This is a genomic window from Frigoribacterium sp. CG_9.8 (genome assembly GCF_015751965.1).
GTDB lineage: Bacteria > Actinomycetota > Actinomycetes > Actinomycetales > Microbacteriaceae > Lacisediminihabitans.
This window is the reverse complement of sequence record NZ_JADOVH010000006.1, coordinates 76459-96313: the sequence shown is the minus strand read 5'-3', so window position 1 is coordinate 96313 and position 19855 is coordinate 76459. Positions and strand designations below refer to the sequence as shown.

Below are 19855 nucleotides of genomic sequence, written 5' to 3'. Positions count from 1 at the left end.
CTACACTCCCTTCACTGCGTTGCGGACGAAGACGATGCGACCCTTGGCGCCGGGAACAGCACCCTTGACCAGGATCAGGTTCTTCTCGAGGTCGACTGAGTGCACGATGAGGTTCATCGCGGTGACTCGGTCTCCACCCATGCGGCCGGCCATGCGCATTCCCTTGAACACGCGTGAAGGCGTGGAGGATGCACCGATCGAGCCGGGCTTGCGGTGGTTGCGGTGCGAACCGTGAGACGAAGAGACACCCTTGAAGTTGTGTCGCTTCATGACTCCGGCGAAGCCCTTGCCCTTGGATGTTCCGACGACGTCGACCTTTTGGCCGGCTTCGAAGATGTCGACCGCGATCTCCTGGCCGAGGGTGTACTCGGCGGCATCCGCGGTACGCACCTCGGTGAGGTGGCGGCGGGGTGTGACCCCAGCCTTGTCGAAGTGACCGGACGCGGGCTTGTTCACCTTGCGCGGATCGATCTGGCCGTAGGCGATCTGCACGGCCAGGTAGCCGTCTACCTCCTCGGAGCGCAGCTGGGTCACGACGTTCGGTGTGATCTCGACGACCGTCACGGGGATGAGCTTGTTATTTGCGTCCCAGACCTGGGTCATCCCGAGCTTCTTGCCCAGCAGTCCCTTACTTGTCTTAGTAGTAGCCATCAGTCGCCTACAGCTTGATCTCGATGTTGACGTCGGCGGGGAGGTCGAGTCGCATGAGCGAGTCGACGGCCTTCGGCGTCGGGTCGATGATGTCGATGAGGCGCTTGTGGGTGCGCTTCTCGAAGTGCTCGCGGCTGTCCTTGTACTTATGAGGAGAACGGATCACCGCAATGATGTTCTTCTCGGTCGGCAGCGGAACCGGGCCGACGACAGTAGCACCGGCACGGGTCACCGTGTCGACGATCTTGCGCGCCGAGCTGTCGATGACCTCGTGGTCATACGACTTAAGTCGGATGCGGATCTTTTGTCCCGCCATGTGTGACTCACTCTCTTTAAGGCATCATGGCTTCGCGGCGCGCGCTCGGCTATTGGATGCTCGGTTTGCTTCACCGCTGCTACCTGCTCAGCTGCTGCGCACCACTGTTGTTGTGTCAATTACTGCTTGCCCAATAGATCATTGGGATGTCTCTCATCCCGGCGTTCGGGCGTAGTGCCCTCGCGCCGCACGCAGCTATTGCCGCGTGCAAGGGAGTCGATCAAGTCGCGTTCTGCTACCCGCGGCCCAAATGGTGACGCTGTGCGTATAACGGCACGGTCTCGCATCTGTGCACTGCCTGGCAGTGATCCCGGCGCAAAGCCGGTTTTGTTGAACTAGGAGAGTCTGCCACAGGTTTCGCATTGCTGCAACCCGGGCGTGTCGCTTTGGGAGTGTCGGCTGGCGATCACCGGTCGACCAGCGCTTTCACCGTTCGACGATTGGCGGTCACCAGGGTCACCATTCCGGCAGTGAAGATGATTGCACCGGCCAGGAGCGCCTCGGCGCCACCGAAGTAGAGATGCACCGCGGCGCCAATCGCAGCACCGATTCCCATGGCGAGAATAGCCGCGAGCCGCGGGAACCAGTTCTTGCCGGTGCCTCCGGCGAGTCGGCTGTCACGGGCCAGATTGGCGAGGGTATTCGTGACGACGATGGTCGTGACATCCGAATTGCCAACCGGTTTGACCGCGGACACCTGCGCTCCCATGACCACCGAAAGAACGGCGGTGACGGTGAGCAAAGCCGGGTGCGGAAGTGTCTGGACGATGAGCCAGTAAATCGCCGATCCAATGATCAGCACCGCTCCGGCGATCAGAATGGCGCGGCTGGTGGTCGGCAGCCCCTTCCTCGCCGACTGCCCAACGATTCGACCGCCGATCATCGACCCGAGTGCGAACCCGACGAGCGCGATGGCATAGTTCACAATGAGCGCGGTTCCCGCTCCCACGAGGCTGAACCCGATGAAGAGCACGTTGCCCGTCATGTTGCCGGTGAACACACGGTCAAGCGCAAGGTAGCTCACCGCGTCGATACATCCGGTAGAGGCGGTCAACAGCAGCAGGCCGGTGACGAAGTGGTGCCCGACGGGGAGCAGAGGAAAGCGCGCCATCGATCTAACGGTAGCGGAATGGACTCCCCCTTCGAGTGCTGCTGCGCGTTCGCGAGGACATTTACTCGACAAGAAGGATTCGCAACTCTGATTCTGCCGCGCTCACCCGGGCGGGGTCAATGGTGATTCCCGCCCGATAGTGGTCAACGATCCGCGGATCCACGTAACTTTTCTTGGCGATGGACGGGGTGTTGCCGAGTACCCGGGCGGCATCCCGCATCGCCTGTGCCAACGCACGATCCCGCGCTGCCTTGCGCTGCTCGGCACCGTGCTTTGCCAAGCTGGTCGCCGCCGCGACAGTGCCGTGAAGCGTGCGAAAGTCCTTAGCGGTAAATTCCCCACCCGTGCGTTCCTTCACATAGGCGTTGATATCGGCGGCAACAACGGGATGCCAAGTGGACCCGTCTTTCCACGCCAACAACCGCGCGTCCGGACCGCGCCGCTTCAGAGCACGAACCCCTGTGGCGAGGTCGACATCCGTGATCTCTGACTGCCACTCCTGGCCGCTCTTCGCCGGAAAACTCAGGAATACCGTGTCGCCACTGACTGTGACGTGCGAGCAAAGCAGAGTGGCGAGGCCATGGCTGCCGTTCGCCTCGGCGTATTGCTCTGATCCCACGCGGAGCGAGCCGGTGTCAAGCATGCGGAACGCGGTGGCGAGGGCACGCTCGCGCGTCGGTCTGGGTGATCGCAGGTCCATCGTCACCCGCCGACGCGCAGCGGGCAGCGATTCGGCGAGACTCAATGCGCGATCGAACTTTATCCGGTCCTTCTGCTCACGCCAGCTCGAGTGATAGAGGTACTGTCGGCGACCGGCCGCATCCATGCCCGTCGCCTGGATGTGTCCATTGGCATGGGGAGCGATCCAGACGTCCGTCCACGCCGGAGGGATGGCGAGCTGTTCGATGCGAGCCCGAGGCTCTCGGTCGGTGATGGGATGCCCGCCCGTGTCGGTGTAGGAGAAGCCGCGACCGGCCCGCGCCCGGTGAAATCCGGCAGCAGAAAAGTCACTTCGGCGCAGTCGGGGCATACTTCCACCCTAAGCGGCGGAGTCGCGGCGGCATCTCGATACCCGCGTCTCACCCGGGCGGGAAACGACGAAGGGCCCCACCCCTGCGGATGCGGCCCTTCGTTCGCGCTTGAATCAGCGCCGTGCAGGTGCTACTTGAGAATCTTTACGACAGTGCCGGCGCCGACGGTGCGGCCACCCTCGCGGATTGCGAAGCGGAGGCCCTCTTCCATGGCGATCGGCTGAATCAGGTTGACCGTCATCTCGGTGGTGTCACCAGGCATGACCATCTCGGTGCCCTCGGGCAGGGAGATGACGCCGGTGACATCCGTGGTGCGGAAGTAGAACTGCGGGCGGTAGTTCGCGTAGAACGGGTTGTGACGTCCACCCTCATCCTTCGAGAGGATGTAGGCGTTGGCCTCGAACTCGGTGTGGGGCGTGACCGAACCGGGCTTGACAACAACCTGGCCGCGCTCGACATCCTCACGCTTGGTTCCGCGAAGAAGCAGTCCGACATTCTCGCCGGCGCGCGCATCTTCGAGGGTCTTACGGAACATCTCGATGGCGGTCACGATGGTCTTGGAGGACTTCTCCTTGATCCCGACGATTTCGACCTCGTCGTTCGGGTGCAGGATTCCGCGCTCGACACGACCGGTGATGACGGTGCCACGACCGGTGATCGTGAAGACGTCCTCGACCGGCATGAGGAACGGCTTGTCCATCTCGCGAAGGGGCTCGGGAACGAACTCGTCAACCTTGTCCATGAGGTCGGCAACAGTTGCCGCCCACACCGGGTCACCCTCGAGTGCCTTGAGCGCAGAAACGCGCACGACCGGGGCCGTGTCGCCATCGAACTCCTGGCTCGAGAGCAGCTCGCGAACTTCGATCTCGACGAGCTCGAGGATCTCCTCGTCGTCCACCATGTCGGTCTTGTTCAACGCGACGACGATGTACGGCACACCAACCTGGCGAGCAAGCAGCACGTGCTCGCGCGTCTGCGGCATCGGGCCGTCAGTGGCGGCAACAACCAGGATCGCGCCATCCATCTGGGCGGCACCGGTGATCATGTTCTTGATGTAGTCAGCGTGGCCGGGAGCGTCTACGTGTGCGTAGTGGCGCTTCTCCGTCTGGTACTCCACGTGGGAGATGTTGATCGTGATTCCACGCTGCTTCTCCTCGGGGGAGTTATCGATCTGGTCAAACGCGTAAGAAGCGTTCAACGTCGGGTACTTGTCGTGCAGCACCTTCGTAATCGCAGCCGTCAACGTGGTCTTACCGTGGTCGACGTGACCGATGGTACCGACGTTGACGTGTGGCTTAGTCCGCTCGAACTTTGCCTTCGCCAATTGGTCCTCCTCAGGACTTAGGTGTAGGCGCCCACGGCTCGAATTGTTTCGGGCCGTGCGCGCTACGGGGGTTTGGATTTAGATATTTTACTTGGACAAACAGCGGAAGCTATTCGCCCTTGTTCTTTTGGATGATCTCGTCGGCGACCGCGCGCGGCACCTCAGAGTAGCTGTCGAACGACATCGAGTACACTGCGCGCCCGGATGTCTTGGACCGGAGGTCTCCGACATAGCCGAACATCTCCGACAGGGGTACCTTTGCGGCGATAACCTTCACGCCGGTCGCGTCCTCCATCGACTGGATCTGCCCACGACGTGAGTTCAGGTCGCCGATGACGTCTCCCATGTACTCCTCCGGGGTACGCACTTCGACGGCCATCAGCGGCTCGAGCAGCACGGGATCGGCCTTACGAGCCGCTTCCTTGAACGCCATCGAGCCGGCGATCTTGAATGCCATTTCCGAGGAGTCGACATCGTGCGAGGCACCATCGAGCAGGATCGCCATGACCCCGACCATCGGATAACCCGCGAGCACGCCGACCTGAAGCGCGTCCTGGATGCCGTGATCGACAGAGGGGATGTACTCGCGCGGGATCCGACCACCGGTGACCTTGTTGACGAACTCGTAGCTCTTTTCGGCGGTCACCTCCATCGGCTCAAGCGAGATCTGGATCTTAGCGAACTGGCCGGAGCCACCCGTCTGCTTCTTGTGAGTGAAGTCGTGCTTCTCGACGACACGACGAATCGTTTCGCGATAGGCGACCTGGGGCTTTCCGACGTTCGCTTCGACACCGAACTCGCGCTTCATGCGGTCGACCAAGATGTCAAGGTGAAGCTCACCCATTCCCTTGATCACCGTCTGGCCGGTGTCGACGTTCTGCTCCGTGCGGAACGTCGGGTCCTCCTCAGCGAGCTTCTGGATCGCGAGACCCAGCTTCTCCTGGTCGGCCTTCGTCTTCGGCTCGATGGCAACCTCGATGACCGGCTCCGGGAACGTCATCGACTCGAGAACAACCTGGTTCGTCGGGTCGGTGAGTGTGTCACCGGTTGTCGTGTCCTTGAGGCCGATGACCGCGTAAATGTGACCGGCCGTGACGCTGTCGACCGGGTTCTCCTTATTTGCGTGCATCTGGAAGATCTTGCCGATACGCTCCTTCTTGCCCTTGGTCGCGTTGACTAGCTGGGCTCCGGAGTCGGCCCGACCCGAGTAGACCCGGATATAGGTGAGACGGCCGAAGAAGGGGTGAACCGCGACCTTGAACGCGAGCGCGGCGAATGGCTCGGTCGCATCCGGGTGGCGAAGGATGACCTTCTCTTCGTCGCGGGGGTCATGAGCCTCGATGGCTGGCACGTCGAGCGGTGTCGGCAGGTAGTCGATCACCGCGTCGAGCATCGGCTGAACCCCGCGGTTCTTGAAAGCGGAGCCGCACAGCACCGGGTAGATCTGGCTCGAGATGGTGAGCTTGCGAATCGCAGCCTTGATCTCGGCGACCGAGAAATCGGTGTCACCCTCCATGAAACGCCCGAGCAGCACGTCGTCGGTCTCGGCGACAACCTCGAGAAGAGCGGCACGGTACTCGTTCGCCTTCTCCACCAAGTCGGCCGGGATCTCTTCGATGTCGTATTTAGAACCGAGCTCGACGTCACCCTTCGAGTCTCCGCGCCACGTCAGCGCACGCATCTCGACGAGGTCGACGACCCCCTCGAAGCTGTTCTCAAAACCGATCGGGAGCTGGATGACGAGGGGCTTTGCACCGAGGCGCTTGATGATCGTGTCGACCGTGTAGTAGAAGTCGGCCCCGAGCTTGTCCATCTTGTTGACGAAGCAGATGCGCGGAACGTCGTACTTATCAGCCTGACGCCACACGGTCTCGGACTGGGGCTCAACGCCCTCCTTGCCGTCGAACACAGCAACCGCACCGTCGAGCACGCGGAGCGACCGCTCCACCTCGACGGTGAAGTCCACATGCCCGGGGGTGTCGATGATGTTGATCTGATGCTTATTCCAGAAACAGGTCGTCGCCGCAGACGTGATGGTGATGCCGCGTTCCTGCTCCTGCGCCATCCAGTCCATCGTGGCTGCACCATCGTGCACCTCACCGATCTTGTGGGTGATGCCCGTGTAGTAGAGGATGCGCTCAGTTGTGGTGGTCTTGCCAGCATCGATGTGAGCCATGATGCCGATGTTTCGGACCTTGTTCAGGTCGGTGAGCACGTCTTGTGCCACGGGGTGTCCTTACGGTTCAGAAGTGAATAGATGCTGGGGAAGGTGCCTGAAACTTCAGTCGCAGGCTCCCTCGGGACTGGCGTCGCGCAATCGCTTGCGCGACTGCCACAGCTCCAGCGTCTACCAGCGGTAGTGTGCGAATGCTTTGTTGGCGTCAGCCATCTTGTGGGTGTCCTCGCGACGCTTGACCGCGGCACCGAGGCCGTTGGATGCGTCGAGGATCTCGTTGGTGAGACGTTCGGTCATGGTCTTCTCGCGACGGCCCTTGGCGTAGGTGGTGAGCCAGCGCAGCGCGAGAGTGTTGGCGCGATGAGGCTTGACCTCGACCGGTACCTGGTAGGTCGATCCACCAACGCGGCGGCTCTTGACCTCGATGGTTGGGCGCACATTGTCGAGCGCTTTTTTCAGCGTGACTACGGCATCCGCACCGTTTTTGGTCGACACTCCGACGAGCGCGTCATAAACGATTCGCTCTGCGAGGCCCTTCTTGCCATCAAGAAGGATCTTGTTGACGAGCTGGCTGACGATCGGGGCTCCGTAGACCGGGTCCGCGACTACGGGACGCTTCGGTGCTGGTCCTTTACGAGGCATTACTTCTTGTCCTTCTTCGCGCCGTAGAGGCTACGGGCCTGCTTGCGGTTCTTAACAGCCTGGGTGTCGAGCGCGCCGCGCACGATTTTGTAGCGCACACCGGGGAGATCCTTGACACGACCGCCACGGATCAGCACCATCGAGTGCTCCTGGAGGTTGTGGCCCTCGCCGGGGATGTACGCGGTCACCTCGGTGCCGTTGGAAAGCTTGACGCGAGCGACCTTGCGCAGCGCCGAGTTGGGCTTCTTCGGGGTGGTTGTGTACACGCGGGTGCACACCCCGCGCTGCTGCGGGTTGCCCTTGAGGGCGGGCGCCTTGGTCTTGACGACCTTGGGGCTACGGCCCTTGCGGACCAACTGCTGAATGGTGGGCACTGCATACTCCTTGTATCTATTGCACGGTGACAGATGTTGCGTAGCATCCGTTCCGACGTTCTGTAGGTCCGTCGGAATCGGTTTGCACCACACGCGAATCGCACGAGAATGTTCGATCCTGAATGGTATGCCGTGGGGGCTGAAGATCTTTCACAGACCCGCAAACCCAGCTTGTGTGGCTGATGTCGAGCCGGTCCTGCGCCTGGAAGAACTGGACGCGATTCAGGCGCGCAACAGGGCACACACGTTCCCCATACTACGTGCTGCCTGCACCCGCGGTCAAATGACTCCGCATGTCCCTGAGCGAGAAATCGAAAGGCCGCTTACTCGCGACGGTCGTGATCATCACGGTTCTCCCACCACCACCGGGGCGTTCGCGCCGCTCCCCCGCCATCGCGATAGGAGAGCAACACCAGGAAGGCCAGTGCGACAACGAAGGCGATCACCGCGACCGCGATCGCAAACGGTCCGATTGCATTCGACCCGAAGAAAAGGAGAGAGACAAGCAGTTGTCCCTTGCCGAGGGAGTAGAGGGCTGATCCGATGATGAGGAAGGAGAAGTAGGTGACCACCGCGGTGATGATGGCATCAGTGAAGAGGAACCCTCGCCGCCGGCCGAAAGCCACGAGAATCGCGTAAAGTGCGGCGGTCGCCACGGCAAACATGATCGGCGCGATGAGCGGCCCGGCATCCCGCTCAGTGAGCACCTCGCGGTCGGCGAACAAGCTGATGATGCCGCTGGCCGCGATGGCGAGCGCGAGGAACAGTACGGCGGCGAACACCGCTATCGTGCGTGCAAAACGTGATCGTGCATCCACTCGCGGTTCACCCACCCGGCAGCTCAGGCGGTGGCTTCTGGCGTGCCGTAGCGGGCTTTCTCGTATTCTGACGTACGCGCCGCCGACTCGCTATCGAAGGTCTCGCGCGCGTCGATGTTGCGCGCCTTCATCCTGCGCCCGCGGGCACTAATGAACGCACCCATCCACATCGACACCTCACGGGCGACCAGTGCGGCGCCGATGATGAACGGGCTGGAGAGCGCGGTGGCGAGCAACCGGGCAGCCTCCGTCGCTGTCTCGCCCAGCACGTTGTTGACCAGCAGTCCAGTGGCGACCGTTCCGAAGTAAACGAACAGCCCGACTAAGAGGCTGCCGAGCACGTAGGACCACCAGGAGGCGCGGTTGGCGAGCATCACAACGATCACGAAGCCCACGAAGAAGAAGATTGCGGGGGTGTAGAAGGCGAGCGAGCCAAAGAAGTCGAACTGGAAGACACCCACCTCGACCGCGCGGATTGTGGCGATGACTAATGCGTATAGTCCAGTGAAGACGACGGTGGAAAGCAACGCGATGAGCACACCGAACCCGCGATTGCCCTTCTTGATCGGCGGCACCGGTGCCGGCACGTAGACGGTCTGCATCGAGGCGGCGGATGTCGCAGCGCGCGGCGGCGGCTCATCGGACGTTGAGGCTGGCCCTGTTTGCGTGGCTGCCGGCGGTGTTTGCGTGGCTGCCGGCGGTGCTTGCGTGGCTGCCGGCGGTGTTTCCGCGGCTGCCGAACCGCTCGCGGCGGCGTCTGGCTCGGCCGCGGACGGCGAGGAGGGCCGCGCTGGCGGAACCTCGACGAGGTCGTAGACCGGCTTTCCGTTTGCCTGCTCCGCTGCTACTGGCTCATCCGCGGAGGGTGCCGTGGTGGTCGGCCGAGGCTCGACGGCGTCAGTCGACTCATCGCCTCGATGGAGGCCCCCTTGGGGGGTGGGTGTCTCATTGCTCATGATGTCGCTCCTCACGGGCTGGCCAAGCCATCCCTGATGGTCACGTCAGCCTAGCAACGCCTCGCCTATTTGGTGCTCGCCTCGCTTGTAGCGCTCGCCCCGTTCGCGAGAATCACGTAGACGAATCCGCCGACCGTTGCGTCAACCGATCCCGCCGCGGTCTTGTCAGCCGGTGGCTTGGTCGACATCGTTGTGACGAGGAAAAGTCTCGGACCGGTTTGCAGCCCCTTGACGAACTCCAGCACCTTCAAGTACGGCCCCTTGAGGGACAGCTGGACCGGTATCGCAATGAAGTTTGCCGCGGTGATCTTGGGGTTTGTCACCAGTCCGGGCGCCGTGGGGGCTGCGGGAGCACTGACAGGCACGTTGGTGGGAGCGGGCGTCGCGGTGGGAGACGAAGTCGCCGAATTTCCCACCGCGGGTGCCGCCGCGACAACGACCGGGGGTGTGTATGCCTTCGCGTCGGAGACGGTGATGGAGTTCACTTCGACCTGGTGTTCGCCCGCCAGGTAGTCGAGGTCGGTGACGAACGCCGAGATCTGTGCGCTCGAGGGCACGGACTCGCGCAGGACGGCGGCGTCCCGGGTGAGCTTGGTGATTCCTTCGAAGTCAGTTTTGAGCTTGGCAATCGAAGCGGAGCTCGCGTCGTTGCGGGTCTGCGTGGCTGCCAGGTCGTCGCTGGCTAAGGTCGCGGAGGAGAGCTGCGGTTGGATTCCCAGAAACCAACCCAAGACCACCACCACCACCATGGCAAGTCCCGCACCGATAGACCACAGTCTGTTCGAATCCATGTCACTTTCCCTTCGCCGCGAAGCGGTTAGTAAAGGCCGCCTCGTTGATGTGCATGGTTATGGCGACCGAGTAAATGCCGGTGACGTCATCGCGAATGACCGATCCGGGGGATGCGTCCGCGTAGCCGGGAAGCCCGGTGAGCGAGTTCAGCCAGACCGGCACTTCGGGCAGGGTCGCGCTCGTGGCCGCAAAACTGAGAGTTGCCACCCTCGCCCCCTGCGAGGGCACCGATGCCTGAGCGTAGGACTGCAACGGTGACCCCGCCTCGATAGTGACGGAGGTGAGGATAACGTTGGCTGGCAGAGTGGCCTGCACCTGATTGAGGTACTTCTGCCAGTCGATTTCGGTGGAAGTTCCCACCAGCTGTGCCGCTTCCACCAGGCTCACCTCCTGTTGCACCGATCGCACAGTGCCGTACTTGCGCTGTTCCACGAGCAAAGCGGCAGTCCTGTTCTGTTCGGTCGTCAGGTTCGCCTGCATCTGCATCGCCCCCAGAGCGGCCGCACCCGTTCCCAGGATCATCACCAGGCCTAGCGCGGCGACTCCCCACCAGAGGCGCCTGCGAATCGTTCGCGCTGTGCTGTAGAGCCGCAGTTCCGGTGGCAGGAGGTCTGCGCTCGGCTCACCTCCGACGACCAGTGCCCCTGCCACGAAGCGGCGGCTCATGAGAGCTTCCCCAGGGCGAGTCCCAGCGCGACCGTTATCGATGTGCGGCTGCGGTTGATCTGGTCGGCGTCGAGCGAACGCGCCAGGGTGATCGTCGAGAACGGGTCCGCTTCCACGACCGGGAGCTTCATGATCTCGGCAAGCGCCTTCTGAAAGCCGATGAGCTGCGCACCACCTCCGGTGAGCAGGATCTGCCGAATGGGTTCGTGCGGCCGCAGTGTTGTGAAGTAGGTGATGCTGTTGCGCAGACTCGCCAGCAATTCCCCGGTGACCTCGTAGAGGATCGCGACCACCCTTCGTTCCTCCAATGTCGAGACTTGGCGGGCAAGTCCGAGGCGCTTCTTCTGCTCCTCCGCCTGTTTCACGTCGAGTTTGAGCCTGAGCCTCAGCGCCTGCGTCAGGTCCTCGCCGCCGGCGGGGATGATGCGCACGAACTGTGGCACGCCGTCGGTCGCGATGACCACAGTGGCCGCATTTGCGCCGACGTCGATCAACACGATGGTGCCTGTCACCTGAGGCCGGGTGATGAGAACTCGGCTCAGGGCGAAGGGAATCAGATCGACCTTCAACGGGTTGAGGCCCGCCTCCTGTATGGCTTTCACGTTGCCAAGCACGGCATCCTTGATGGCCGCGATGAGCAGACCATGCACCACGGGACCATTTTCGCCCACCGACTCGGAGATCGGATAAAAGTCGAGAAGGGCGTCGGCGACCGGCACGGGAAGCATGTCCTGCACCTGGAATGGAAGAGCTTCGCGAATGTGCGCGAGCGACGCCCGCGGCACTGTGGGGTCACGTGCGAGAACCCGCTGGTTGCCCATTCCGAGCGCCACGTTCTTGGTCTTGAAACCCCCAGTCGACCACAGACGTTTGATTATGGCGCCGACCGCATGCGGTTCGAGCACTTCACCGCGGCTGACAGCCCCTTCGGGGAGGGGCAGCTCAAGAAATCGAACCAACGTCGTTTTGCCGGTCGAGGCACCGCTCACCTCAACAGCTCGCACCGAAGTGCTTCCGATGTCGACGCCGACAACATTTCGTGCCATTTTCATCTCACTTTTCTGACCCGACAATGCGGGTCAAGCCAATCCGACTGCGGAAAGATAGCCACGCGCGATCGAGTTGCCGAAAATTGCCCCGATCCAGGCCCCGACAAGCATCCATGGCCCGAAGGGAATACTGGACTTGCGGGTTGCGCGCCGAAACACCATGAGCAGGAGTCCGAAAAGTCCACCGATGAAGAAAGCACCAAAGGCGCCCACAACCAACTCCCCCCAACCCAGGAAACCGAGATAGAGCCCGATCACCGCAGCGAGTTTGACATCGCCAAAACCCATACCCCGGGGGCTAACGAGTGCCAAAATTAGGTAGAACAAGAACAGGCTGACCGAGCCGATAACAGCGCGTATGAACGCAGAGGAATCCGATCCGAGTACGGCCGCAGCACCGAGCAGTACGGTGCCAACGACGAGGCTCGGCAACACGATGCGATTGGGCAGCGTGTGAGTATCGATGTCAATGAGAGTGAGCACCACGCTTATCGACCCGAAATACAGGAAGGCGACAAGCGCGAGCGTTGTGGCGGTGACCTCTGACGGTCGGCTGAAGCCAGACGGGACGCGGGTTGCCGAGAACCACAGCACCACAAGCCCAAAAAGCGCCGCAGTACTCGCCTCGACGAGAGGATAACGGGCCGAAATCGGCGTCCGACAATCTCGGCACTTGCCACCGAGCAGGAGCCAGGAGACGACAGGGATGTTGTCGTAACCCCGAATTCGGCTGCGGCACTGGGGGCACGCGCTCGGCGGCGATACGATCGACAGCCTGAGCGGTACGCGGTGGGCGACCACGTTGAGGAATGACCCGATCAGCAATCCGAGACTGCCCGCGAGAATGGCCGTCACGCTACCCCGCGTTGAGGGTGCGAATCGCGGTGCGAGGACCAATGACGGCGATGAACGGTGTGGGTGTCTCGCTCGAGTTCGTCCCCGCAAATAGGTTGACCCCCGGAATGCCGATCGGCACGTAGTTCAGCGTGAAGGCGTTGGAGGTCTTCGTTGAGCTTGAGTAGATCTGGCCCCTCCAGACGTTCGCCGAGTTGGTGACCGGGCACGGCGAGTAGATCATGGCCGCTACTCTGGAGCCGATCGTGACGTTGTTGGTCATGGTGAAGCTGCCACCGCTTGGGCAGTCGGGAACGTGATTGTTGAGGGTGCCTCGATCGGGGATGATGAACCAGAGTTTGCGGTTGATTGCCGTGGCGGATTGGAAGTTGTTGTTGCTGAGCTTGAACGAGTTGGCAATGATGACCAGGTCACTGTTCATGTTCTGTGTGGAGCTCAGCGCGCTCAAGTCGAGATTGCAGGTGCTGGCGTTCAGCACCGTGGGGGTGAGTGACGCCAGCACGGTGGTCATGGCGGCTATGAATCCCGGTCCGCTGCAGCTGCTCCCGGAAAGGGGGATCTCTGCGAATCCTCCCGGCTGCCAGTCGGTGATGGGGTAGGGATAATCGACCCAGCCCGGTACAAATGGCAGAGTTGGGACGGCCATCCCTGTATTGTTCTGGGTGATCGTGCCCGTAACAGTTCCGCTGTTGGAGACGGTGCCGGCGACGACCACGGATCCTCCAACGGTCGTTGAGTCCAAGAAGACGGACGCTCCGGCGCCTGGCCCGGCTACGATGCTGCCTCCGACCGCTCCCTAGACTTCACTGGCCCGGCGGCGAAGACGCTCCCGTCGACGATGGCCAAGTTGGAGAGCGCGACCAACGGATAGGTTCCGGTCGACGGGCTCACTTTGCCATATACCCGCGAATTCTGCAAGTCGATTGTGCCGGATGCGTACAGGTCACCATCGATGACACACCCGCTCGCGAGTGACGCCGCGCCCGATCCGAGAATGACGTTGCCTTTGATGGTCGACCCCGAGGTGCAGTTCATGCTGCCCGACAGGTACTGGATGGCGGGGAGGACGGTTCCGCCCTGCGTGATCGTGAGATTGTTGACCGTCGTGTCGGTCTGAGCATAGGAATAGATAGACGCGCCGGTTCCCGTGAGATAGGGCAAGGCAGTGAGCGTGTACGGGTAGATCGCCGACAACTTGCGTGTATTGCCTGAGGCGTTTCCCGCCAGCCCGAAGGTGTCCGCCGTACCGATCGAGTTGCGCTTCAGTCGCTTGACCGCCGTCGTGGTCGGGCATCCGCTCACCCATGAAGTGTCGACGTCGGGCACCGGCGAGGGGTCAACATTGGAGTAAGAGACGTTCACGGTGAAGATCGGCGCGGTTGTGCTCACGTACTGGGTCAGACAGCCCCCGGCTGGGGTTCCCAGGCTGGCAGCCGCGAAGTCGATTCCGCCCTCTGCCGCCGCCTGCGCCTGCACCCCGGAGCGGATCGCCGTGCTGTACCCTACCGCGTAAATCGTGCTGGAGGTCACGGTAAGCGCAATGATGGCCGCCACCGCCGTCAACCCGATCGCGGCGAGCAGCGCGGCACCGCTTTCCTCTTTTCCTACCCTACGGAATCTGGCGTCTAGAAACATGGCGAGCTCACTGTCGGGGCTTGAGGAGTGTACGTGGTGGTGGTGATCTTGACGTAGGGCTGGGAGTCGGCCGCCACATTGAACGTGAGGTCGACACGCGAACCGGCGGGGGCCGTGAGTGAGGCTTCGATGGCGATCTGCGCGGTCTCGTGGTCGCGGATCTCACCGAGCAACACGACATCCGGATCCGACCGCAGAATCGACCGCAACGCGCTGGCGAAGGTGAGTCCAGCCTTCGGATTGACCTGCACCTGGTTGATGCCGTCCATGCGGTATTCCACCGGATCCTCGACCGTGATCACATTGATCTCGGGCTTCGCCACGGAGCGGAGAGTCGCGTACAGCGTCGTCGACTTACCGGATCCCGTTGGTCCGGTGACGGGGATCATGCCATACGGCTTCGAGTACGACTTCTTATAGACTTCGGCGTTTCTTTTCAGCAACCCGAGATCGTTAAGGCTCATGCTCGAGCCGGAGTTGTCGAGGATTCGCATGACGACCTTCTCGCCCCACACCATGGGCAGAGTAGCCACGCGAAGGTCGACCTTGCGGCCACCGTGGATCACCGAGAGGCGGCCATCCTGCGGCTTGCGACGCTCGGCGATATCGATGTCGCTCACGATCTTGAGCCGGGAGATCACGCCATTCTGGATCTGCTTGGGCGCTCGCTGCATCTCGTGCAGCACCCCGTCGATGCGGTAACGCACCCGCATCTCCTGCTCAGCGGGCTCGATGTGGATGTCTGACGCACGATCCTGGATCGCCTGGCTGATGAGCAGGTTGACCAAACGTACGATCGGGGCGTCGTCTTCGAAGGCTTCGGGATTCACCGGCCCCATGTCGGCGGAAGGCCTGCCCTCTTCCTCGAGGGCCGTAGTGAGGTCGTTGAGTTCCCCGTCAGCCCGGAGCAGCCGATTCATGGCATTGCGCAGATCCTGGCGCTCCGCAACCACCGCATTTACCCGCATCCGGGTTGCGGCACGGATGTCATCGAGGGCAAAGATATCGCCAGGATTCGTCATAGCAACGGTGATCGTGTCGCCAGCAACCGAGAGCGGTAGGAGGTCATAGCAGCGGAACAGCGCGGCGGGTACAAGAGAGACAGCAGTGCGATCGATGGGAAAATCGACGAGTTCCACAAAAGGCAGATCGGCATGCGCGGCAAATGCAGACGCGACCTGGACGTCGGTGATTATCCCCCTGTCGATCAGTTTTATGATCTGGAGTTCATCGGTGGCAGCATCCCCGGTGATTTCATCGAGACATTCGATCGGCATGAAGCCACGAATGATAAGAATTTCAGCAATTGAAGACACTTCCACGGGATTTCAGTGTTGGCGAATCGGGAATTTTCGAACAGAAAGAGAAGAACTATCTTTTCGGGAGTTTTAGGCCATCTGCGCTTGAGCGCCAAACACAGTCCCGCAATAGGGGGGGGTAGGACCGTTTGCCCCACAACCGTGCCGCAGTGATGTGAGACGTTAACGTACGAACGGCCCCTCGCCGCAGCGAGAGGCCATTCGCAGACCAGGTGCTAGTTGTAGGTACCTGGCGTGTAGTCATCCGACGAGAAGCTGTCGAAGTCGACGAACGAGAGATCCGCTTCGCTGAACGACGAGTCGTCCGTGAAGATGCGGTTCGGGTAGCGCTCGGCTTTGGCTTCGTCTGTCGCCTCGACGGAGACGTTGCGGTACCTTGGCAGGCCGGTTCCGGCGGGAATCAGCTTTCCGATGATCACGTTCTCCTTCAGGCCCATCAGCGGGTCGGACTTGCCCTCCATTGCGGCCTGCGTGAGAACACGCGTGGTCTCCTGGAACGACGCGGCCGACAGCCACGACTCGGTCGCAAGCGATGCCTTGGTGATACCCATGACCTCCTGGCGAGCGGACGCGGTCTTCTTGCCCTCGGTGAGCGCCGAGCGATTTAGCTCGTTGTACTTGAGGCGGTCGACCAGCTCACCCGGAAGGAGCCCGGTGTCACCGTGATCGACGACAGTCACCTTGCGGAGCATCTGGCGAACGATGACCTCGATGTGCTTGTCGTGAATCGGAACACCCTGCGAGCGATATACGCCCTGCACACCACTGACGAGGTGGATCTGCACCGCACGCACACCGCGGACTCGAAGAACTTCCTTCGGGTCGATCGCACCGACATGCAATTGCTGCCCGAGGTCGACGTGCTGGCCATCCTCAACGAGAAGGGTCGCGCGCTTGAGCACCGGGTAGGCGATCGGCTCGTCACCGTTATCGGGGGTCAGGATGAGCTTGCGGCTGCGGTCCGTGTCCTCGATATTGATGCGACCGGCGGCCTCGGCGATGGGTGACGCACCCTTGGGGGTGCGAGCCTCGAACAGCTCTGTGACGCGCGGCAGACCCTGAGTGATGTCATCCGCGGATGCCACACCACCGGTGTGGAAGGTGCGCATTGTGAGCTGCGTGCCTGGCTCACCGATCGACTGGGCCGCAATGATACCGACGGCCTCGCCGATGTCAACGAGCTTGCCTGTCGCAAGTGAGCGACCGTAGCAGGTCGCACACACACCGACCGCGGACTCGCAGGTGAGCACCGAACGCACCTTGATGGTGTGCACGTTGGCGGCGAGCAGGGTGTCGAGAAGCACATCGCCCACGTCGGCACCGGCCGTCGCGATGACCTCGCCGGCGTCGTTCACCGCGTCTGCAGCGAGGCTGCGAGCGTAGACCGAGTTCTCGACGTTGACATCGAGCGACCAGTTGCCTGCGGCATCCTGAACGGCGATCGGCATGTCGAGGCCCTTTGAGGTGCCACAGTCGTCCTCGCGGATGATGACGTCCTGCGACACGTCGACGAGTCGACGGGTCAGGTAACCGGAGTCAGCGGTACGAAGAGCGGTGTCGGCCAGCCCCTTGCGAGCACCGTGAGTCGCGATGAAGTACTCGGCAACCGAGAGTCCTTCGCGGTAGCTCGAGATGATCGGGCGGGGGATGATCTCACCCTTGGGGTTCGACACGAGGCCACGCATACCGGCGATCTGGCGAACCTGCATCCAGTTACCGCGGGCACCGGAGGTGACCATGCGGTTGATCGTGTTGTCGGCTGGCATGTTGTCTTCCATCGCCTTGGCGACTTCGGCCGTTGCCTTGTTCCAGATCTCGATGAGCTCCTGGCGACGCTCGGCGTCGGTCGTGAGGCCCTTCTCGAACTGGGTCTGAACCTTCGTGGCCTGCTTCTCGTAGCCCTCGATGATCTGGCGCTTGTTCGGCGGGGTGAGCACGTCGCTGAGCGCGACGGTCACACCGCTTCGGGATGCCCAGTGGAATCCGGCGTCCTTGATGCGGTCGAGTGCCGCGGCGACCTCCACCTTGGGGTACCGCTCGGCGAGATCGTTGACGATCGCGGAGAGCTGGCCCTTGTCGGCGACGGCCTCGACGTACGGGTAGTCCTCGGGGAGGGTCTCGTTGAAGAGTGCCCGGCCGAGGCTCGTGTTTACGAGCACCGGTGTGCCGACTACGAACCCAGCCGGTTCCTCGCCCTCGTTGAAGACAACATCCGACAGGCGGATGCGCACCTTCGCGTTGAGGTCGACCGAGTGCTGGTCGTGAGCCAGGATCGCCTCGGCGATCGAGGAGAACGCGCGGCCTTCACCGACGACACCCTCCTTGAGCGTGGTGAGGTGGTGCAGGCCGATGATCATGTCCTGGGTCGGCAGGGTGACCGGACGACCATCGGACGGCTTCAGGATGTTGTTTGAGGCGAGCATCAGGATGCGCGCCTCAGCCTGGGCCTCGACGGACAGCGGAAGGTGCACAGCCATCTGGTCACCGTCGAAGTCGGCGTTGAATGCCGCACAGACGAGCGGGTGCAGCTGGATGGCCTTGCCCTCCACGAGCTGAGGCTCAAACGCCTGGATGCCCAGACGGTGAAGCGTCGGCGCGCGGTTGAGCAGCACGGGGCGCTCGCGGATGATCTCCTCGAGTACGTCCCACACCTGCGGACGCGACCGCTCGACCATGCGCTTGGCGCTCTTGATGTTCTGCGCGTGGCTCAAGTCGATGAGGCGCTTGATCACGAATGGCTTGAACAGCTCGAGTGCCATCTGCTTGGGCAGACCGCACTGGTGCAGCTTGAGCTGCGGGCCGACGATGATGACCGAACGGCCGGAGTAGTCGACGCGCTTGCCGAGCAGGTTCTGGCGGAAACGACCCTGCTTGCCCTTGAGCATGTCGCTCAGGGACTTGAGGGCGCGGTTACCGGTTCCGGTGACGGGGCGACCACGGCGACCGTTGTCGAACAGCGCGTCGACGGCCTCCTGCAGCATCCGCTTCTCATTGTTGACGATGATCTCGGGGGCACCGAGGTCGAGCAGTCGACGCAGACGGTTGTTGCGGTTGATCACACGACGGTAGAGGTCGTTGAGGTCGGAGGTCGCGAAGCGGCCACCGTCGAGCTGAACCATCGGGCGAAGCTCCGGCGGGATGACCGGTACAACCTCGAGCACCATCGCAGCCGGCGAGTTGCCGGTCTGCAGGAAGGAGTTGACTACGCGCAGTCGCTTGATCGCGCGGATCTTCTTCTGGCCCTTGCCGTTAGCGATCTGGTCGTGCAGGTCGTCGCTCTCGGTCGCCAGATCGAAAGCCTGGAGCCGCTTCTGGATGGCCTCGGCGCCCATGTAGGCCTCGAAGTACACGCCGAAACGGTCCTGGAGGTCGTGGAACACGGCATCCTCGGGCTTCAGGTCGCCGACCTTGAGGCTGCGGAAGTCATCCCACACGCGCTCGAGCTGGGCGATCTGCTCATCGAAGGACTTTCGGGCCTGGCCCATTTCCTTCTCAGCGACGTCCTTGGTGCGGCGCTTCTGATCGGCTTTCGCACCCTCTTCTTCCAGGGCTGCCAGGTCGGTCTCAAGGCGCTGCAGACGGTCGGCGATGCGGGCATCGCGCTGACTCTCCAGCTCCTTGATCTCGAGACCGATCTCCTTTTCGAGGCCGGGCGTGTCTTCGTGACGGCCGTCCTCATCGACAGAGATGACCATATAGGCGGCGAAGTAGATGACCTTCTCGAGGTCCTTCGGCGCCATGTCGAGCAGGTAACCCAAGCGCGAGGGGACTCCCTTGAAGTACCAAATGTGGGTGACTGGGGCGGCGAGTTCGATGTGGCCCATGCGCTCACGGCGCACCGACGACTTCGTCACCTCTACGCCGCAGCGCTCACAGACGATTCCTTTGAAGCGCACGCGCTTGTACTTGCCGCACGAGCACTCCCAGTCGCGGCTCGGTCCGAAGATCTGCTCTCCGAAGAGGCCGTCTTTTTCGGGCTTGAGGGTGCGGTAATTGATCGTTTCGGGCTTCTTGACTTCACCGTGTGACCAGCGACGGATGTCGTCAGCGGTTGCGAGGCCGATACGAAGCTCATCGAACGTTGTTACGTCGAGCAATTTTTCTCCTACTTTAGAAAAACTTTTAAAAAAGGGTGTCTGC

Annotated in this window: 18 protein-coding genes; all 18 read right to left on the bottom strand. The window is 62.0% G+C overall.

Annotation, left to right across the window (positions count from 1 at the left end):
- Entirely contained in the window at positions 1 to 651 is a 651-nt protein-coding gene (gene rplC / locus IWX88_RS12440; RefSeq protein ID WP_196830786.1) for a 50S ribosomal protein L3, read from the bottom strand.
- A gap of 7 nt (positions 652 to 658) precedes the next feature.
- On the bottom strand, positions 659 to 967 hold the full coding sequence (gene rpsJ, locus IWX88_RS12435) for a 30S ribosomal protein S10 (RefSeq protein ID WP_196830784.1): 309 nt from the start codon (positions 965 to 967) through the stop codon (positions 659 to 661).
- 406 nt (positions 968 to 1373) lie between these two features.
- Positions 1374 to 2078: a YoaK family protein gene (locus IWX88_RS12430; protein ID WP_196830782.1), complete on the bottom strand. Its 705-nt coding sequence runs from the start codon at positions 2076 to 2078 to the stop codon at positions 1374 to 1376.
- Between the two features lie 61 nt (positions 2079 to 2139).
- Positions 2140 to 3108 carry a DNA topoisomerase IB gene (locus IWX88_RS12425; protein ID WP_196830779.1) on the bottom strand — a complete coding sequence of 323 codons (969 nt, stop codon included), beginning with the start codon at positions 3106 to 3108 and terminating at the stop codon, positions 2140 to 2142.
- Between the two features lie 131 nt (positions 3109 to 3239).
- Positions 3240 to 4433: an elongation factor Tu gene (gene tuf / locus IWX88_RS12420; RefSeq protein WP_196830777.1), complete on the bottom strand. Its 1194-nt coding sequence runs from the start codon at positions 4431 to 4433 to the stop codon at positions 3240 to 3242.
- Positions 4434 to 4542: 109 nt separating this feature from the next.
- On the bottom strand, positions 4543 to 6660 hold the full coding sequence (gene fusA / locus IWX88_RS12415) for an elongation factor G (RefSeq protein ID WP_196830775.1): 2118 nt from the start codon (positions 6658 to 6660) through the stop codon (positions 4543 to 4545).
- 120 nt (positions 6661 to 6780) lie between these two features.
- A complete protein-coding gene (rpsG, locus tag IWX88_RS12410; protein WP_185201722.1) occupies positions 6781 to 7251 on the bottom strand; it encodes a 30S ribosomal protein S7 in 471 nt (156 codons plus the stop codon).
- Positions 7251 to 7625, bottom strand: coding sequence for a 30S ribosomal protein S12 (gene rpsL, locus IWX88_RS12405; RefSeq protein WP_130981949.1), 375 nt, complete (start codon positions 7623 to 7625; stop codon positions 7251 to 7253). Before rpsL ends, rpsG begins: the two co-directional genes overlap by 1 nt.
- Before the next feature lie 323 nt (positions 7626 to 7948).
- Entirely contained in the window at positions 7949 to 8443 is a 495-nt protein-coding gene (locus IWX88_RS12400) for a DUF6121 family protein (RefSeq protein ID WP_196830774.1), read from the bottom strand.
- A 23-nt stretch (positions 8444 to 8466) separates the two neighbouring features.
- The gene (locus IWX88_RS12395) at positions 8467 to 9399 is read right to left on the bottom strand and encodes a hypothetical protein (protein WP_196830773.1); all 933 of its coding nucleotides are present in this window, start codon (positions 9397 to 9399) and stop codon (positions 8467 to 8469) included.
- Between the two features lie 65 nt (positions 9400 to 9464).
- On the bottom strand, positions 9465 to 10190 hold the full coding sequence (locus IWX88_RS12390; RefSeq protein WP_196830772.1) for a hypothetical protein: 726 nt from the start codon (positions 10188 to 10190) through the stop codon (positions 9465 to 9467).
- A gap of 1 nt (position 10191) precedes the next feature.
- Positions 10192 to 10857 carry a hypothetical protein gene (locus IWX88_RS12385; protein ID WP_196830771.1) on the bottom strand — a complete coding sequence of 222 codons (666 nt, stop codon included), beginning with the start codon at positions 10855 to 10857 and terminating at the stop codon, positions 10192 to 10194.
- Positions 10854 to 11903, bottom strand: a complete 1050-nt coding sequence (pilM, locus tag IWX88_RS12380) for a type IV pilus assembly protein PilM (protein ID WP_196830770.1) — start codon at positions 11901 to 11903, stop codon at positions 10854 to 10856. Before pilM ends, IWX88_RS12385 begins: the two co-directional genes overlap by 4 nt.
- 33 nt (positions 11904 to 11936) lie before the next feature.
- Complete coding sequence (locus IWX88_RS12375) at positions 11937 to 12761, bottom strand: A24 family peptidase (RefSeq protein WP_196830768.1); 825 nt, start codon at positions 12759 to 12761, stop codon at positions 11937 to 11939.
- A gap of 1 nt (position 12762) precedes the next feature.
- Complete coding sequence (locus IWX88_RS12370) at positions 12763 to 13407, bottom strand: hypothetical protein (protein WP_196830766.1); 645 nt, start codon at positions 13405 to 13407, stop codon at positions 12763 to 12765.
- A 125-nt stretch (positions 13408 to 13532) separates the two neighbouring features.
- A complete protein-coding gene (locus IWX88_RS12365) occupies positions 13533 to 14396 on the bottom strand; it encodes a hypothetical protein (protein WP_196830764.1) in 864 nt (287 codons plus the stop codon).
- The gene (locus IWX88_RS12360; RefSeq protein WP_196830762.1) at positions 14387 to 15673 is read right to left on the bottom strand and encodes a GspE/PulE family protein; all 1287 of its coding nucleotides are present in this window, start codon (positions 15671 to 15673) and stop codon (positions 14387 to 14389) included. The genes IWX88_RS12365 and IWX88_RS12360 overlap by 10 nt, the downstream gene beginning before the upstream one ends.
- 257 nt (positions 15674 to 15930) lie before the next feature.
- On the bottom strand, positions 15931 to 19812 hold the full coding sequence (locus IWX88_RS12355; protein WP_196830760.1) for a DNA-directed RNA polymerase subunit beta': 3882 nt from the start codon (positions 19810 to 19812) through the stop codon (positions 15931 to 15933).
- Between the last annotated feature and the right edge of the window lie 43 nt (positions 19813 to 19855).

Bases quoted from the DNA above. Each gene is read 5' to 3' on its own strand.
- pilM (WP_196830770.1), bottom strand. From the start codon at position 11,903: ATGGCACGAAATGTTGTCGGCGTCGACATCGGAAGCACTTCGGTGCGA.
- IWX88_RS12430 (WP_196830782.1), bottom strand. From the start codon at position 2,078: ATGGCGCGCTTTCCTCTGCTCCCCGTCGGGCACCACTTCGTCACCGGC.
- IWX88_RS12390 (WP_196830772.1), bottom strand. From the start codon at position 10,190: ATGGATTCGAACAGACTGTGGTCTATCGGTGCGGGACTTGCCATGGTG.
- IWX88_RS12385 (WP_196830771.1), bottom strand. From the start codon at position 10,857: ATGAGCCGCCGCTTCGTGGCAGGGGCACTGGTCGTCGGAGGTGAGCCG.
- rpsJ (WP_196830784.1), bottom strand. From the start codon at position 967: ATGGCGGGACAAAAGATCCGCATCCGACTTAAGTCGTATGACCACGAG.
- rplC (WP_196830786.1), bottom strand. From the start codon at position 651: ATGGCTACTACTAAGACAAGTAAGGGACTGCTGGGCAAGAAGCTCGGG.
- IWX88_RS12395 (WP_196830773.1), bottom strand. From the start codon at position 9,399: ATGAGCAATGAGACACCCACCCCCCAAGGGGGCCTCCATCGAGGCGAT.
- IWX88_RS12360 (WP_196830762.1), bottom strand. From the start codon at position 15,673: ATGCCGATCGAATGTCTCGATGAAATCACCGGGGATGCTGCCACCGAT.
- IWX88_RS12365 (WP_196830764.1), bottom strand. From the start codon at position 14,396: ATGTTTCTAGACGCCAGATTCCGTAGGGTAGGAAAAGAGGAAAGCGGT.
- rpsG (WP_185201722.1), bottom strand. From the start codon at position 7,251: ATGCCTCGTAAAGGACCAGCACCGAAGCGTCCCGTAGTCGCGGACCCG.
- IWX88_RS12370 (WP_196830766.1), bottom strand. From the start codon at position 13,407: ATGGCCGTCCCAACTCTGCCATTTGTACCGGGCTGGGTCGATTATCCC.
- IWX88_RS12425 (WP_196830779.1), bottom strand. From the start codon at position 3,108: ATGCCCCGACTGCGCCGAAGTGACTTTTCTGCTGCCGGATTTCACCGG.